15 protein-coding genes are annotated in these 16,120 nt (G+C 49.3%); 4 read left to right on the top strand and 11 right to left on the bottom strand.

Annotated elements, in window-relative coordinates:
- Window position 1: 1 nt before the first annotated feature.
- Together arsB and NZD86_RS06415 are read right to left on the bottom strand one after the other, a co-directional pair.
- Window positions 2–1,045: an ACR3 family arsenite efflux transporter gene (arsB, locus tag NZD86_RS06420; RefSeq protein WP_268045680.1), complete on the bottom strand. Its 1,044-nt coding sequence runs from the start codon at window positions 1,043–1,045 to the stop codon at window positions 2–4.
- Window positions 1,046–1,061: 16 nt separating this feature from the next.
- A complete protein-coding gene (locus NZD86_RS06415) occupies window positions 1,062–1,385 on the bottom strand; it encodes an ArsR/SmtB family transcription factor (RefSeq protein ID WP_268045679.1) in 324 nt (107 codons plus the stop codon).
- Between the two features lie 197 nt (window positions 1,386–1,582).
- On the opposite strand from NZD86_RS06415, the gene NZD86_RS06410 reads away from it, so the two are divergent.
- From NZD86_RS06410 to NZD86_RS06400, 3 genes are read left to right on the top strand one after another with little or no spacing between them, the layout of a single operon-like run.
- Complete coding sequence (locus tag NZD86_RS06410; RefSeq protein WP_268045677.1) at window positions 1,583–3,427, top strand: HEPN domain-containing protein; 1,845 nt, start codon at window positions 1,583–1,585, stop codon at window positions 3,425–3,427.
- Window positions 3,424–4,368 carry a hypothetical protein gene (locus tag NZD86_RS06405; RefSeq protein ID WP_268045676.1) on the top strand — a complete coding sequence of 315 codons (945 nt, stop codon included), beginning with the start codon at window positions 3,424–3,426 and terminating at the stop codon, window positions 4,366–4,368. Before NZD86_RS06410 ends, NZD86_RS06405 begins: the two co-directional genes overlap by 4 nt.
- A 40-nt stretch (window positions 4,369–4,408) precedes the next feature.
- Window positions 4,409–5,152: a hypothetical protein gene (locus tag NZD86_RS06400; RefSeq protein ID WP_268045675.1), complete on the top strand. Its 744-nt coding sequence runs from the start codon at window positions 4,409–4,411 to the stop codon at window positions 5,150–5,152.
- Window positions 5,153–5,254: 102 nt separating this feature from the next.
- Here NZD86_RS06400 and NZD86_RS06395 read toward each other — a convergent pair whose 3' ends face one another.
- From NZD86_RS06395 to NZD86_RS06355, 9 genes are all read right to left on the bottom strand, one after another.
- Entirely contained in the window at window positions 5,255–5,554 is a 300-nt protein-coding gene (locus NZD86_RS06395; RefSeq protein WP_268045674.1) for an ArsR/SmtB family transcription factor, read from the bottom strand.
- Window positions 5,538–5,867 (bottom strand): helix-turn-helix domain-containing protein, encoded by a 330-nt coding sequence (locus tag NZD86_RS06390; protein WP_268045673.1) that lies wholly within the window; start codon window positions 5,865–5,867, stop codon window positions 5,538–5,540. Before NZD86_RS06390 ends, NZD86_RS06395 begins: the two co-directional genes overlap by 17 nt.
- Window positions 5,868–6,513: 646 nt before the next feature.
- Window positions 6,514–7,422, bottom strand: coding sequence for a LysM peptidoglycan-binding domain-containing protein (locus NZD86_RS06385; RefSeq protein ID WP_268045672.1), 909 nt, complete (start codon window positions 7,420–7,422; stop codon window positions 6,514–6,516).
- Window positions 7,423–7,495: 73 nt separating this feature from the next.
- Window positions 7,496–8,959: a hypothetical protein gene (locus tag NZD86_RS06380; protein WP_268045671.1), complete on the bottom strand. Its 1,464-nt coding sequence runs from the start codon at window positions 8,957–8,959 to the stop codon at window positions 7,496–7,498.
- A gap of 13 nt (window positions 8,960–8,972) precedes the next feature.
- Window positions 8,973–9,848 (bottom strand): DUF7847 domain-containing protein, encoded by an 876-nt coding sequence (locus NZD86_RS06375; protein WP_268045670.1) that lies wholly within the window; start codon window positions 9,846–9,848, stop codon window positions 8,973–8,975.
- A gap of 91 nt (window positions 9,849–9,939) precedes the next feature.
- Complete coding sequence (locus tag NZD86_RS06370; RefSeq protein ID WP_268045669.1) at window positions 9,940–11,724, bottom strand: ABC transporter ATP-binding protein; 1,785 nt, start codon at window positions 11,722–11,724, stop codon at window positions 9,940–9,942.
- Window positions 11,721–13,466 (bottom strand): ABC transporter ATP-binding protein, encoded by a 1,746-nt coding sequence (locus NZD86_RS06365; protein ID WP_268045668.1) that lies wholly within the window; start codon window positions 13,464–13,466, stop codon window positions 11,721–11,723. The genes NZD86_RS06370 and NZD86_RS06365 overlap by 4 nt, the downstream gene beginning before the upstream one ends.
- 107 nt (window positions 13,467–13,573) lie before the next feature.
- A complete protein-coding gene (locus tag NZD86_RS06360; RefSeq protein ID WP_268045667.1) occupies window positions 13,574–15,127 on the bottom strand; it encodes a Na+/H+ antiporter NhaC family protein in 1,554 nt (517 codons plus the stop codon).
- 207 nt (window positions 15,128–15,334) lie between these two features.
- Window positions 15,335–15,544 (bottom strand): DUF378 domain-containing protein, encoded by a 210-nt coding sequence (locus NZD86_RS06355; RefSeq protein WP_326492641.1) that lies wholly within the window; start codon window positions 15,542–15,544, stop codon window positions 15,335–15,337.
- Between the two features lie 108 nt (window positions 15,545–15,652).
- Between NZD86_RS06355 and NZD86_RS06350 the strand changes: the two genes are divergently transcribed.
- On the top strand, window positions 15,653–16,120 hold the full coding sequence (locus NZD86_RS06350; protein ID WP_268045666.1) for a hypothetical protein: 468 nt from the start codon (window positions 15,653–15,655) through the stop codon (window positions 16,118–16,120).

The following is a 16,120-nucleotide window of genomic DNA, read 5'->3' as shown; positions in this document are numbered from 1 at the left end:
ATTATGCTGATGCCTTCTGGAAATATTTTTGTTGGAACTTCAATGCCACGTTGACGAGTGCAATCATGACGGGTACTTCCACTAATGGACCAATGACGGCGGCAAAAGCAGCACCTGAATTGATACCAAACACGCCTACAGCAACGGCAATTGCAAGTTCAAAGTTATTGCTGGCAGCGGTAAATGATAGCGTACAAGTCACCGAGTAGCCCGCGCCCGCTCGTTTGCCCATAAAGAACGACACCAGGAACATGATCACGAAGTAAATGAGAAGCGGGATGGCAATGCGGACCACATCGAGTGGCAATCGCACAATCAAATTGCCTTTGAGCGAGAACATGACAATGATGGTGAAAAGGAGTGCAATCAGCGTAATTGGACTGATTTTCGGGACAAAGTTCTTCTCGTACCAAGCTCGCCCTTTGGTTTTGACAAAGATGTAACGGGTAATCGCACCTGCCAAGAACGGAATGCCAAGATAAATAAAGACGCTCTTCGCGACTTCGGCGATGGTGATGTGAATGACCATGCTATGAAAGCCAAACCATTGTGGGACGACCGTCACGAAGATATAAGCATAAACCGAATAGAACAGCACTTGGAAAATAGAGTTGAACGCTACAAGCCCCGCTGCGTACTCAGCACTTCCTTTAGACAAGTCGTTCCAGACGATGACCATCGCAATACAACGCGCAAGCCCAATCATGATGAGACCGACCATGTACTCGGGATAACCACGCAAGAAGATGATTGCCAAAAGGAACATCAATACAGGTCCGATGACCCAGTTTTGCAGAAGAGAAAGCCCTAAGATCTTGCCATTTCGAAACACCTGACCAATTTCCTCATACCGCACCTTCGCAAGTGGCGGATACATCATCAGGATTAAGCCGATTGCAATCGGAATGGATGTAGTGCCAACCTGAAGCTGATTCAAGCCACTTACGAAATGTGGGAATACGTATCCCACAGCAATCCCAACCGCCATTGCCGCAAATATCCAGACGGTCAGATAGCGGTCGAGAAATGACAACCTTTTATTCATGTATTTTCACACCACCCTATTCGCACTGTACGAGCAACCCTTTTTGTTCCAGTTGGCGAAGTTCCTCGCTTAGATCAGGTAAATTCGCAAGCGATACGCCGATTTCGTTTAATTTGTCGCGATTAAGCGAATAAAACACCCACATGCCTTTTCGCGTTTCCTTGACCAAACCAGAAGTCTTCAATCGACTCATGTGCTTGGATACCGCTGGTTGTGAAATGCCAAAAAGCGGAACAAGTTCGCAGACGCAACAGTCGCGCGTATTCAGGAGCGAGATGATTTTCAGGCGCGTTGGATCAGCGAGTGCTTTCAGCGTATCGGCTAGACTTTCGAAGTCCACTATGTATTCACCTCCAATACAAAATTACCATATTGTTATTTTACTTTAACTTTTATTTTTCCTCTACTGTTATTTCAATGTTTGATGCACCTCGTCGTGGATACCAAGATCAGGTATCATAACAGGTCAACACAAAAGAGGATTTTCTCATTTGGAACAGAAGAGCTATTCGGGATTATTTTCCATGGAGGGTAACGATGAACGCACTGTTTCATGCTTCAAAGCAGACGGGCATATCCCTACCGTTTCCTGGATTTGAACGCTCGGTAGTTGTATGCCAATTGGTCAACCATACAGAAAAAATGACTCAACAGATGTTTGTTATCGCCCCGTGTTCAGAGAAGCGGGTTCCAATACCGAATAGTAAAGTATTGTTGCTGGGTTCAAAGATAAACAAACAGGAACTCGTGTCACTGAATCTGGAACAAACCGCCTGGGCTTTAAGCAAACTTATTGAAATTTCCAATTCAGGCAAAGAAGAAATTGGGTGGTCAACGAGAGAAGAATTGGAAGAGGCACAAAGAACCTTAAGTGAAATACAAAGACAGTCCTTGCCAGTACAGGATGTGTTGGCGAAATTACACCCAAAGCTCGGCGCACTTATCAATTCCTCTACACAGATAGTTGAAAGCTGGGACTTTCAATTTAAAATTTCAGGGGTTTGTCTTCGCCCTGTCACTGTTCAGTTTGTCGGCTTGCCTGGTAGTAATGACAAAATGGAAGCAATCTTTAGAATCGACATCAGCGTCGCCGAATTGAAACAGATTCGCCTGTTGGATGATGTGTCCCTTCACATCGATTGTGGTGACGGTCCAGCACCTGCATATAAGGGAGTTTGCACAAAACTCGACATCACTGACCAATACTTTACGTTGCGGATTGAGTCGCATGCCTATGAAATGCGTAACTCAGTTATCCCCCATCTTTCTACGTCGGCACTAAATCCCTTCGACCTCGTTCACTTCATTTCACGAAGCGGCGGGCTTGACGACGAACACATCAAAATTCCTGACTTTAAAAAGGAGACGAAAACATACACGCTTACGGTGCCGATTGAACATTTGCAGGTGCTTGATCCGCTCGGAATCGGCAATGTCATGTTCATGCCCGCTGGGTACGACTTGCACGAGATTTTGCGCATTGGCGAAGTCTCAAAGGATACAATCCCTGTATTCTCCGAGAATAGTCTTGCCGTCGTTCACATTGAGGCAACGTCCGCTTTTGATGCCTATGTAAGCGGCAAAAACCAAATTGAACAATGCCTGGATGTTCTTCTGCATCTCATTCGCTCCGATGTCGCACTAGAAGCATTTGCAACCACTGAAAACTTGCAGTCATGGGAGCGATCTGCGCTGACGCCCAAACCCCGCATCACCACTTGGATGTATTTAGAAGAAGCGGTCAGCGGTCAGCGGATATTGACGGACACATCTAGAGTCGCACAGCCTGACACACTGACTTTAACGCCAGACAAGGAATCCTTGCTTGAAAGCGTGGAGTGGTATGAATCACTTTTACTCGAACTCATCGAGAAGGGGTCAAAGCCACTTAAGCCTCTATTTAATGCGTTAAAATGGTTGCGTCGAAGTTGGGATGCAGATGACACCGACGACAAAATCATATTCGCCATTATCGCTTTGGAATTCGTGGCAAACGGAGAAACGGCACCGCCAGTTATTCCACCCGAATACAAAACTCCAGTCTTGGAGTCGGCTGTGGCAGCCTTTAAAACCGTGTTTGTTGGGGAGAGCGATCAACAAGAACAGTTAGCCAAGAAATTGCGGGACAAGCTGTCGAATAGCTTGTCAGATGCCCCACTAAGGGCACAGATTCAGGGACTGATTCAACGTCTGGAAATTCCCATCAGTGATTCGGATGTCGAGCTTGTCTTTAAAGCCCGTGCGTTACGCAACAAACTTGTCCATGGACCCGTTTTATCTGGCAAATCCTTAGTGTCAAATGAGAGCCAGAAATTAGTGAATGCGGTCGGAATTCTGGTTGCGCACAAGCTTTATGCCATATACAAGGAGGGGCAACGTTGAACATCATTGAAGCCGCACTACGTGTGGGACAGCAATTGAAAACGATTGATGAAGGCAAAGAGCTTGTGGAAACGTACGATTCGGTTAAACAGTCGTTGTCCGCCGAATACGTATCCACATTCCGAAAGGCGTCCAAGGGAATGCGCCATTTCTTTTCGTTTCCATACGCATTGGCACTTCTAGAAGGCAATAGTGTGCGAGAAGATCTTCCAGAACCTTTTAAAGACGAGATCAAGATAATCATCGGGTCAAAGGAAGTAAATCGTCTCAGCATGTTGTCAGAAAAGGTTGGACAGAACCTTGAGCAAATGTTGATGGAAGCGATGAACCCTCAGACAACTCCCAAAACATTTGGTCGCCTAAATTCAACCATCAAGTTACAGCGTGCTTTACAGGATTTCCGCTTTACACTCCAGCGTTCAGGCATCATTCAGCAGTTATTTACCTTCTTAGATCCGAAGACGCGACAACTGCCGCCGATTGTGGGACAGTTCGAGAAACATAAAAGTACGATGCCACATCCGTTCAGCCGCGACATTCGGCGAACCATTTCCGAAATGGCTTCTGCCGAACAAGAACGCAGATTGTTAACCACTGTCTATGTTTTCAGCGTCCTGCTAGACTTGGTAAAGCAAATGGTATTTGAATCCCTCCTGAACGAGGTGATTGAAATTCCAGAGAACTGTATCGATGCCATAGCGATTAGACACGCAGGGCATATCCGAGTGCTTTCGATGCGACTCTCCCCCGCCATGATGGGGATTATGAGTTGGCACGGGCACTTTGCGCAATTGCGGATCGCAGGGCTTAATGAAACTGCCATCGTTACTCGAAAAAATTTACGGTGGGGACAATCGGTATCGGATGGCTTTCGACTACGTGTTCAAGGCTACTTTTATCCTGATACGGATGGCAATATTCTTAAAGCAGTCCGCGACTAAAGCTCTCAGAATTGAATCACTTAAGAAGGGGTTGCTGTGATTGGAAGTTCAAACTGAGTATCGCGGAATACTTTCCCAGTTGTTTTTGGACGCCAGAGACACGGACGAATTCGAATTTTGTTGTGTTCTTTTACGCCTCAGAGGGCTTCAATCGCGTGGTTGGGATTCACTGGTTGAGAGCAGACGACTTGTTCAAGATGTAACTGGATTACTCAACGCCCCGCTTCAAGACGAATTTAAGCTGAGGATGCTCTTCTTGTTGTACTGTCATGTTTGTGAAATGAATGACCTGTACAGTATCGTGGCAAATCTCTTGCGGATTGTCGCAGGCGAGCGGTACGTGATCGACCCTTTCCATTACGAATTAAGCCCCAGTCGAAAACCAGCGATTTACCCCGAGCAAAAGGTGGAACGTATTACACAACTCGCAGAGTCTGCGAACCGCCAATCCGTTTCGGAGATCTACAAATACTTTCTTGTGAAGGAAGTCCGAAATGCCTTTTATCATTCCGATTATACCTTCGATGAGGAATCTTTAAGAATTGTTTCGGGAGGCGGCGTTATCATCAATTCGGTGATGACTCGCGAAATTCCTTTTGATTGGTTGATTCCCAGGATGCAAACTGCCATAAACGTCTTGTTTACAGTTCTTGATTTAATGTCTCATCATCGCAGCGGATATCGAGAAAAGAAAATCATAAAAGGTCGTATCCTAAACGGAGACGAATGCGACGAGGTCACGTTATTGGTGAATTCACTGGGGTTGGCTGGGTTCCAAGCTTGAAAGGAACAGCTAAGCGGAGTGGTATCAACGCCACTTCTTCGATACCGATCTGTCCTACAATGTTTAAGAGGTCCGCTGCGGAACGCCACCCGAAGTTGGGGGTCAGTTTGCGACCCCCACGGTAAAACCTTGAACTTGAATAATTATGGGCAGCGCTTGCGGTAACAACCTGTAGTACACCTGTTTTCCGTCCCGTCTGCAGTGTGCGACACCAGCCGCTCTCAGTTGCCGCAAATGGCTGGAGGCATTTTGGTTCGTTGTATCGAGAGCACCCGCCACTTCCTGAACGGACGCCCCGTCCTCCGAAATGAGGAGTGCAGCCTTCAATCGCGTCGGATCGGAGAGTGCCTTAAACACAACCGCCCACCTTGTTGTGTCCGTGTAGTCAGCCGTTTGTCGCATGTGCCCCAGCATCCTTTCTCGGTCTTCCCCTCTTCTTTGCCTTGGTCAAGTCTTCCAGTTGCTGCTTAAGCATTAAGACCTCCGCTTCCAACTCCTCGACTCGTTTCAGTAAATCCTCCCGAGTTGTCTTCTTATTTTCGATGAATTTTCGGAGTTCTTCATGCGAAATACGGTAGCCAATTTGTGGTTTGTTCTTTTCGAATGGAATTGCTTTCAATTTTCCCTGTCGAATCCACTTCGTAATTTGTTGCCTGGAGCTTGTAATCCCGTTTTCCTTCAATATGTCAAACGCCTGGTCAGTCGTATATAACATTGCTTTCACCCCAATATCATTTTTGACCAACAACAAGAGGATTAAACCTGTTTCACAACAATAGGTTTACAGGCATAGCAATCTTGCGGAAATTAAACGGCAACTTTACCTAGCGGTAACGATGTGATTGAGTAATACAACCACATTATCCAAATGGGTAAAGAGATAGGTGCATCCGTTTAAACTTACGATTTCGGTAAAGACAGTATGACCGATTCGAAAATACATGTTGCCCAATATAGCAAGGTCTTGTGCAGCAACGAATCACGTGAGGTGGACGGTATCAATTTGACCGTGATTTATTGCGGATGGTGGATATAAAAAATGCTTGTCCGCAGTCAAAACTAGTCGACTGACTGCGGACAAGCCCCTATCCATCTCACACACCAAAAAACCGAGATTTTCGAATTGCTGCCTACCAAAAAACCGAGACCCATTTGGGACAAGGTTGGACAAACACGAACAAGCTATCCAAAATCCCTAGATTTGACGCAGGTCTTGTCCATTTTCAGGCGTGGCGCACTCGGTTTTTGGGTAGGAGTGGGATCCCACATCCTACCTAAGAACAGAGATTTTTTTAACCTTTCCTACCCAACGACCGAGAACAGCTTGATTCCGAATCGTTTCCAGTCCTGCCGTCGAACGCCTAGAAATCGTGCAGTAATCTCGGGGCAAGTGGTGGTCCTCCGACCCACCCCCACTCATACGTCATGAGCATGAGGAAGTCGACTTCTTGGCCAATCGTTCGGTAATCAAACGCACCCATCCACGGTTGGTTGGGATTATCCCCCGTTTTCGGCCCCATTGCAATAGACACACTGAGCCCCTGAGCGTGCAGGGCGTCACGCAGCTCTCGCAGGTATTGGTTGTACAGGGGTCTATCCCCCGGCTGCATGTGCTCAAAGTCCACGTTGACGCCGCCGAAGCCTTTTCGAGTACAGACGGCAATCGTCTGATCGATGACTTTACGACGGATGGAATTGTTCGCGAGAATCGTATGGGCAAGTGTCGTATTGAATTGGTTGCCATCAAAGTTCGTCATCGTCATGAGTGGACGAATTCCAGCTCGTTTTGCAGCCGCGAGTGCGACATTATCCTTCGGTTCTTCGAGCGTACCATCGGCACGCGCTTGGTAGCTAAACGAACAAAAATAGGTCATGTCCGAGATGGTTTGGAAAATGCGAGCGTCTGACGGGGTTCCCGTCGGCAATAGATAACCATTGACCTCGATTGTCCTTTTCGAAGGACGCCGAACAGGTAAATAAATGCGGGTTCCCACTGGTAATGACTCCGATGGGTCGTATCCTGTCCACGTCGTGAGGACGTTGGCAGTCAGTCCAAAGCGTTCACCGATGGACTGAAAGGTGTCGCCAGGTTGGATGGTATAAGCTTGAACTGCGAGGGGATCGCCCTTTGGGATCAAAAGATTGAGACCGGGCACGAGCACATCGTGGGACGAGAGCTCATTTACCCGAACAATATCGCGCACAGAGACAACATAGTCCCCGGCAATCTGCTGCAGCGTCTCACCTTGACGGACGCGATGTATACGCATGAATAGGTCCTCCCTGCCACAAATGGGTCACTGTACCCTATGCAGCAGGCGCCCATCTCGCCATTGAGGTTCACTATTTTATTGACTTGTTGCGAACAAAGATTTCCGCATTCGGTCCACTGTAGACAATGTGCCAGTCCGGATTATTGGTTAAGTACACGCTCAAAGAGTAGCCACTGGGAAGCATTGCGGAATTGAATTTATACTTATCAAGTAGGTCCGGAGCGTCCCATGCAAGATTCTGTAGATCCATATAGTCCTGAAAAATATTTTTGTGCAGGTAGATATCTGTGCGGCCATCCACAAATGTTGGCACGTCGCGATAAATTAAATAGCCACCAAAGTCGTAGGCGTTCAGCATGGGGCCTGGTACAGGATGTTGCTTGATGTAGTTCACGCTGTCGATTGGATAAGCATTCGTGGCAAAATGGGCATCAACAGAACCGCGAAGCGACGGAACTTGGACAACGAAGTCCGCGACGACACCCAGCATCAGCACGGCATAGACATAGCGAAATAACCTTGACGGATTTAAGAGTCCACGAAGCCAGTCCGCCGTAACAATTGCAATGAGGGGCGCTCCGGTGATGGCCAAATACGGCATAAATCGCTGATAAACAAGCGTTAACGCAAAGCACGCGCCAAAATAGAGCACATACTTCATGGGAATCCGTTTGTTCCGAATGATCAGCAGAACGAAGACACCAGCAAGAAAGGGAATGACACCGTACTTGTAGTACTCCGAGTGAAAGTTCGGCGAATGCCATTCATTGATGCTATTGACCATCAGCGAGTTGTTCGACAGTAACGCGTATGTAAACTCGTGATACGTGTTCGGGTTGAAGAGTCCCACCATGACGGAAACGACGGCGGTGAGAAGGAGGTACAACCGTGATCGTGGAGTGAGTGATGCTCTTTCCAACCGCCCGATGTTCGGGAGGAAGCTGATGAGGACCTCGAACAAGAGCATGGCAATGCCAATGCTGACCGACGCGTGAGCGTTGGCCCAGATGAGGACAAGAGGCGGCACCAGCCATAGCATCTTCAAGTGTCCGCGTTGGACGTGAGACAGGATCCAGAGAAAGACGGCAAACATCGTGTAAGAGACAAGCTGTGGTCGAATGACCCAGAAGGCAAGTCCCGCTGCCACGCCAAGACTTGCCGCAATGGCTGAGAACACGCGCTGGTCCCCGGAAACGAAACAGCACAGACGGTATAGAACGAGAACCGTGACGGTATGCAGGCATACCATCAAACCCCAAAGGCCTAGAAAGCCGAAACTCTGGGTTAACCATGCCAGAACGACCTCAAACAACCACTCTTGGGTCACCCACGGTTGTCCGAGCATCGACCAGGAAAACGGATCGGCCGTTGGAATGTGATGGTGTTGGAGAATGAAGCGGCCTGTGGCAATGTGCCAGGGTGTGTCGGGATCGCTGATGGGTGACCCAGCCCGGATTGCAAAAATGACAAGCCATAAGAACAAGAGCAGGATTTCGACTCGATAGATACGCTCCAGGCTGCGCAACCACTTCACGAACCGACTCACCTCACTTTTCTTTACGAATGCGCAAGTCGAGATACATCATGGAAATTACCACGTATGCAAACGGTGTGACCACGATACTGACCACGGTAGAAACCATGAGCGCGCCACCGGGTGTGTAGAAAATGAGGTCACCGATGAGACTCATAAACGTCTCGACGACAAACACAACGATGAGCAACATGATAAAAAACCCGAGCAATCTGCGCGTTTGATAACGCGTTAGCTCAAATGATCGGCGGATGGCCCGGACGAGACTGAGGTTTTCTTCGACGACAATGATAGGTGTGAAGGCGGATCGGATGATATACCAAACCATTCCTATGACGAACGCAATTGTACCAAGGACCCCAACGATAGCACCCAGTATCCCCGAAACACCAGCGAGTACGGATGTGACCAGCGACACGAGCAGCATATAGACACTGCTCACGACGATGTAAATGACGGCAATTAAGAAAATCGTTGTGATGTTCGCCCACAAACGGTGGAACGACAGATTGCCTGCCTCATGCAATTTGACCTCTTGTTCCCGCGTTTCCCACAGAGCAGTCATGTGAGCGATGACGCCCATGAGAAGGGGCATCGCGATGAAGACGTAGACGATGATCAAGACACCCAACCAGAGTTCACTACCGTGTGGCAATGAACTGAATAGCTGACTGGCCGACGCATTTCCATCGTTTTCTACAGTTGTCATGAATTGCTGCATGTCTTGTTCTGAAGCCGCTAAAAAATGTGTCCGCACGTACGCGGTAAAAATCAAATACGGCAGCAAAATACAGACCGCAGCGCCTAACAGAAATCCGATCCGACGGCGATACAGCACGAGACTGTACGCGAAAACTTCACGGACGGACCGTGGTCTCTGAATGTGCAACAAAAATCCCCCTTACGTCCCGACCGCGGGGTAGCGAGTGTCGGACCATAGTCAATGATAGCACACCAACTGTTTATTGGCGTCCGGTCGCTCAACTTCGCGTGACGTCAATCCCACTGTCCGCGTCTAGTTGCGCGTAAAGCCCCCCTCGGGCAACGAGCTCGGCGTGTGTACCTTGTTCAACCAGGCGTCCTTTGTCCAAGACGAGGATTTGGTCCGCGTGGCGGATGGTCGAGAGACGATGGGCAATCACCATGGTCGTTCTCTCCTTGGCCACGGCCGTGAGTCCCTTTTGCACCAATTCCTCAGTCTGACTGTCTAAGCTGGCTGTCGCTTCGTCCAGGATGAGCACTCTCGGATCCAGTGCAACGATGCGTGCAAACGATATCAGTTGTCGTTCTCCGGCAGATAAATTGGATCCCTTTCCGTATAACGGCGTATCAAGTCCCTTGCTGAGCCGATCAATCAGTCTATCTGCGCCAACCACCTCTGCGGCGTGGCGCACCACTTCATCCGGAATGTCCTGTCGGAACAACCGAATGTTATCCTTCACAGTGCCTGTAAACAGGTTTACATCTTGCTGAACAATGCCGATGATAGCGTGAAGATCCGCTTGCGAATACGCATCAATTGAGATTCCGTCCAGCGTGATTCTACCCGCTTGTGGTTCGTAAAAACGCGTAAGCAAACTCATGACGGAACTCTTTCCCGCACCCGTCGCACCTACGACGCCAATGAACTGTCCAGGTTCGACGGTAAAGTCAATATCCTTCAACACGGGTTGATCAGGTTGATAGCCAAACGTGACATGTTCGAACGCAATGCGACCTTTGATGTTCGCTTGGTTTACGGACACTGGCCGTGGTACGTCCTGAATCTCAGGCTCTATCGACAGAACCGACCCGATACGATCCGCCGCAACCATTGACGACTGCAATGTGTTCCATTGCTGTGTCATTGAGTTGATCGGCTGGAAAAACTGCTGGATGTAGCGAATAAACGCGTAGAGTGTCCCAAATTCAATGGCACCCTTCAAGACGGATCCGCCGCCGATCCAAACCACTGCCGCAACGGCAATATTGCCGAGTAGCTCCAGTGTCCGGTTAAACCAGACAGATGTAAAGTACTCGCTCACGTTTGCCTCGCGGTGAGATTGATTTAATTCGAGAAATGCGCGCCCCTGGCGACGTTCTTGATGGAAAATCTGAATAATTCGCATCCCTGCAAGATTCTCTGCCAGGAACGCATTCAGCGTGGACAGGCGTGACCTTGTCGTCTGGTAAGCCCGCCGGAGTCTGCCTCGAAACAACCGCGAGATGGCAAAAATAATGGGGATCAGCAACATGGCATACAATGCGATACGAGCGTTCAGCCGAAACATCGCGATGACGATCATGACGACTGACAAACCGTCACGAATGAGGCTCAAAAAGAAATTGGTGAAAAATTGGCTGACTGTCTCCGTATCATTGGATACGTTTGTCACGAGACGCCCAATTGCCCGGGTATCAAAGAAGCGCATGGCTTGCCGCTCAATGTGCTGAAACAGGGCCACCCGGATAGACCGGATGACGCTTTGCCCCGCATTTTGCAACAACACAATCTGCACAAAGTTTGCAATGACGCCAATGACGACAACCCCAAAGTACACCAGGGAAATGACCAGCAGACCGTGATAATTTGGATGAGCGGTCGCAATATCGTTGTCGATCGCGATCTTCACCAAATACGGCTGCAGAACAGTTGAAGCGTTAAAGATGATGACGAGCACCAGCACCGCGACAAACTGCCATACATATGGCCGTGCGAAGGGAAGCAACCGCGTTAAACTCGACATTCCGCCTTTGCGGGCCGCCGTCGGCTCAGTTGTGCTCATTGGACCAGCACCTCCCCTTCCTGCTGCATGTGGTACGTCTTGGCATATAAACCGTCGAGCGCAATCAACTCGTCGTGGGTACCTTGCTCCGCAATTTGCCCATCTTCGATGACTAAAATTTGGTCTGCATGTCGGACCGCCGACAACCGGTGTGCGATGATGATGGTCGTTCGCGTTTGTCGGACTTTCTCCAGCGCTTCGATAATGCGCTTCTCCGTCTTCATATCCACCGCCGACAGACTGTCGTCCATGATGAGAATGGGTACCTGTTTGAGAAAAGCACGCGCGATGGCCGTCCGTTGACGTTGACCGCCGGACAATGTCACGCCGCGTTCGCCGATGACCGTGTCAAAACCGTCCGGAAACGCCATGATATCGTCGTATACGCAAGCAGCTTTTGCAGCTCGTTCGATCTGCTCCATTGTTGCGTCCGCATCACCGAACGAGATGTTTACGCCAATGCTTGTCGAAAAGAGAAATCCATCTTGCGGCACGTACGCGATAGATTGGCGAAGTGTCGCCAGCGGCAGCTCCCGGATATCGTGACCATCAATAAAAATGCTGTTTGCCGGCGGATCGAAAATGCGCGGTAACAGATTGACCAACGTCGTTTTACCCGATCCGGTTCGCCCCACAATGCCCAACGTTTGACCGGGTTTGATGTGAAACTCGATATCCCGAAGCACGGGCTCAGTCGCATCGCGATACTGAAACGAGGACAGGTCCACACGGATGTCTCCGACCAAGGTTTGCACATCTAGCGGGTTCGGTGCGTCCGTAATACTCGGTTTTTCGTCCAACAGAATTTGCAGACGCGCGAGCGAAGCGGATGCCCGCTGAAAATTGTTGATGACGAATCCGATCTGCTGCAACGGTTGTACCAGCAAACCCAAATACAGCGTAAAGGCCACAAATGACCCAAGTCGAATCTGCCCAGACAGTGCCAAATAACCTCCGTACAGGAGAGCGATGGCGAAACTGATGGAGCTCATTGTGGGAATGAACGATTGAAATAGGGCGCTTCGTCGAAACAAGGTCAACTGCCGTTTGACGATCTCGTCCACTCGTTCTTGAAAACGCGCCGTTTCGACTGGTTCGTTGGCCGTCGCTTTAATGAGCCGAATGGAGCTGAAACTTTCCTCGGTCAACTCAGACATATCCGACAAGCCCTCTTGAACCCGACGTGAAGCGAAACGAATTCTTGGGCCGAGCCAAATAATGAAAAACGGAATAAATAATAGCGGGATAATACTCACGACAGTGAGTTTGGCACTCACGGTTGTAAACGTCATGACCAATGTCGCGACAAGTAAAAAAATCGCGTTCGTGAGAATGTTCACGCCACCAGCCAAAGCTTCGCGAACTTGCTGAACATCGTTCATGGCGTGATTGAGCAAATCACCGATACTCTTTAAGCGGAAATATTCAGTCGACAGTAGCTCCCAGTGCTCGAACAGACGACGCCTTAACAGGTACTCAAAGTCACGACCAAACTTTCCATTTCGGTACTGGCCTATTCCATACAGGAGTACATATACGACGCCGACAACGAATAGTAATAGAGCGTAGACAACCACGTCATGAAATGTCAATCGATGCGCTTGCAACGCATCTGTAAACTTCCCTAAAATATGCGGAAATTGAACGTTGATAAACTCAGAGGCAATAATAGTGAGAATAGAGAATCCATATGCCCATTTGTAATCACGCAAGAATTGCTTCAACAGTGTTCTCGGGTTCATGCATGTCCCCCTTTCGGAAAAGAAATCAACCTTACTACCATACTGCAAATGGAGAATCTAGGGCAAGTTGGAGACGACCCAAAATGGGACCGTCTCCACAAAAACAATTAAAATAACCACTCAAAGCCAAGATACAGCGCAACACAAATGCCCGCTGCCAGTGCCGCGCTTTTTGTTTTGTAGTTCGCATAACTCATGACTGGCAACTTCATCATCGTAGCCATCGCCACCGTGTTATCGCTCAGAGGGGAAGCAAAACCACCAAATGTACCACTCGCGAAAACAGCGCCCGCTATCAGGGGCAAACTGCCTCCACCGCTCGCCGCCAAAGAAAAACCAAGCGGCATGAGCATGCCCCACGTTCCAAATGACGACCCAATAAAATAAGAAATGACACAGCCAAAGACAAACAGGGCCGGAACGATGAACGCGTGGGGCACGAATCGCGTGATCTCGCGCTGACAAAACTGCGCAAACCCAAGATCGCTGGAGACTGCAGAAACCGCCCAAATGAGAACAAGGAGCACGATGACGGACATCATCTCATTGCCGCCTTGCATAAACCCAAACATAGTTCGATCAATCGGCTGCCTGCCCAACGCGTAAAAGATGAACATAAATACGAGTGTGACGACTAACGCTTGCAACATGGCCGCCGCGGCATTGGCCTGCACTAACGCTTGAAACACCCCGCGACCACCGTTGGCATAACCAGATACGTACGTGAGCCCAAGGGTCAGTACAAGGAGGACAATCAACGGAACGACTAGGTTCAGTGCGCTCGGTTGAACTCGCTCAGAGACCACTTCGACGGGATTGGGGATATCTTTCTCACGGTCCTTGCCGTCGTCAGCGTGCATGGTTTCCGCGCTCGGAACAGCCCCTACGGCACCCGTTTCCATACTGACCATCGCAGCAACATTCCGCATCTTTTGTTCGATGTGGCGACGGTTTCTAGTCGCGAGGTCCACAACACGTCGCTCGTCGCTCACCACTTTAGAGGATTCCTCTGTTTTGCGGTGGCCGAAAAAGGTGACAAAGAACCCAACGATGAGCATCACCCATGCAAAGAAGTTGAACGGAATGCTTTCGATAAATAGACGATACGTGCCCGGGGCAGCTCCCGCGTGATCCGTAGACGTGTGCATCAGACCAACCATGTACCCCACAAAGGCCGTGCCAAGCGGCACCAGTGCGCACAAAGGAGTTGACGTAACATCAATTGCATATGCCACGCGCTGTGGATTGACACCCAGTCTGTGGAAAATGCGATTGACAACGGGCGCAATGGTGATGATGCGAAAGTCTGGCGCCATGAACGTCGCGAGGGATGATGACCAGGTCAATGCAAACGCGCCACGTTCCGTTCGAATTCGTTTGCTGATCCACTCAGAGAACCCAGCGACCCCACCAGTCACGCGAATGAGTCCCACAAATGACCCGAAACCGTATAAGAACAGTACGAGACTGAGATTGCTGCTCGTCGTCGCTTCCTTGACGACGTACGTGATGGCGGATTGTAATCCCGTGAGCAATGACGGATGAAGCAAATACGCCCCAATGAACAAGCCAACGCCGAGTCCTGGAATCACTTGTTTCGTCCATAACGCAATGGGGATGACGACAAAGAATGGAATGAGCGAAATAATGGATCCGTACATACACATGCTCCTTCCCAGAGGTTCAATGATAAACTGCCTCAGGGAAAGGAAAAACATTCATAATGGACCACTCAAAGCGTATTCACAGAAATTCGAGTTGGGATACCACTCGATTGACAACCTCGTCAAAAATACCCGGTATCCATGATCGCTAAGCGGCGACAGACACCGAGTATTTTGGAAAGGAAACCATATGGCGTAGGCCGATCACTTTTCCTTGCTGCGAATCATCTTGACGCCAAACGCTTGTGGAAGCAAATATATGCCTGCGAGACCGATGATGATGTAAACAACGCGGCTGATCAGTTCATCCGAGCTTCCAAAAATACAAGCTACCACATCGAATTGGAAGAAGCCCACCAGCAACCAGTTCAATGCACCGATGAGAACGAGCCACCAAGCAATGCGTTCCACCATGTCCATCCCTCCTTGCTTGACGATATGTCCAAGTCCGTCAAGTTAGACCAGGGCATCATACTCGAGCCAAACTTGAGTAAACTACCGTCCCGAGAGGGGGAAACCCGGATGTGGTGGAGGACATTGGACATGATTGAGGCCGCATCGATCGTTTCGTCGATTGGCACGCTGGCCATTGCCATCAGTTCCATTTACCAAATGCGCCGCAATCAACGCGATTCGTTCTTCCCCATTCTATCTGTTGACGCCGTTCGGATGGACTGTCCGAATCACGTCACAATTAGACTGAGGAACTACGGCACAGGTCCCGCTCTGAACGTGCAGATGATTCTCAGGTCACACCATGCCCACCATCGACCCGAAATCTCCCATGAAGGGCTAGCGCAAAGTGTCATTCACGTAGCCACGAACGAGAGTAAAGAATTCGATCTCATCGCACCCATACCTGCCCCGACACAAACTAGCCTAATTCTTCGATATCAGTGCATCCGCCATCGTCATTTCCAGGGAAACATCCCTTTTAAAAACTTTTTGGACACAAAACCTACTTACCACGATGAAGCCTACACAGAATAA

The organism is Alicyclobacillus dauci (assembly GCF_026651605.1).
GTDB classification, from domain to species: domain Bacteria; phylum Bacillota; class Bacilli; order Alicyclobacillales; family Alicyclobacillaceae; genus Alicyclobacillus; species Alicyclobacillus dauci.
This window is presented reverse-complemented; position numbering and strand designations above follow the sequence as displayed.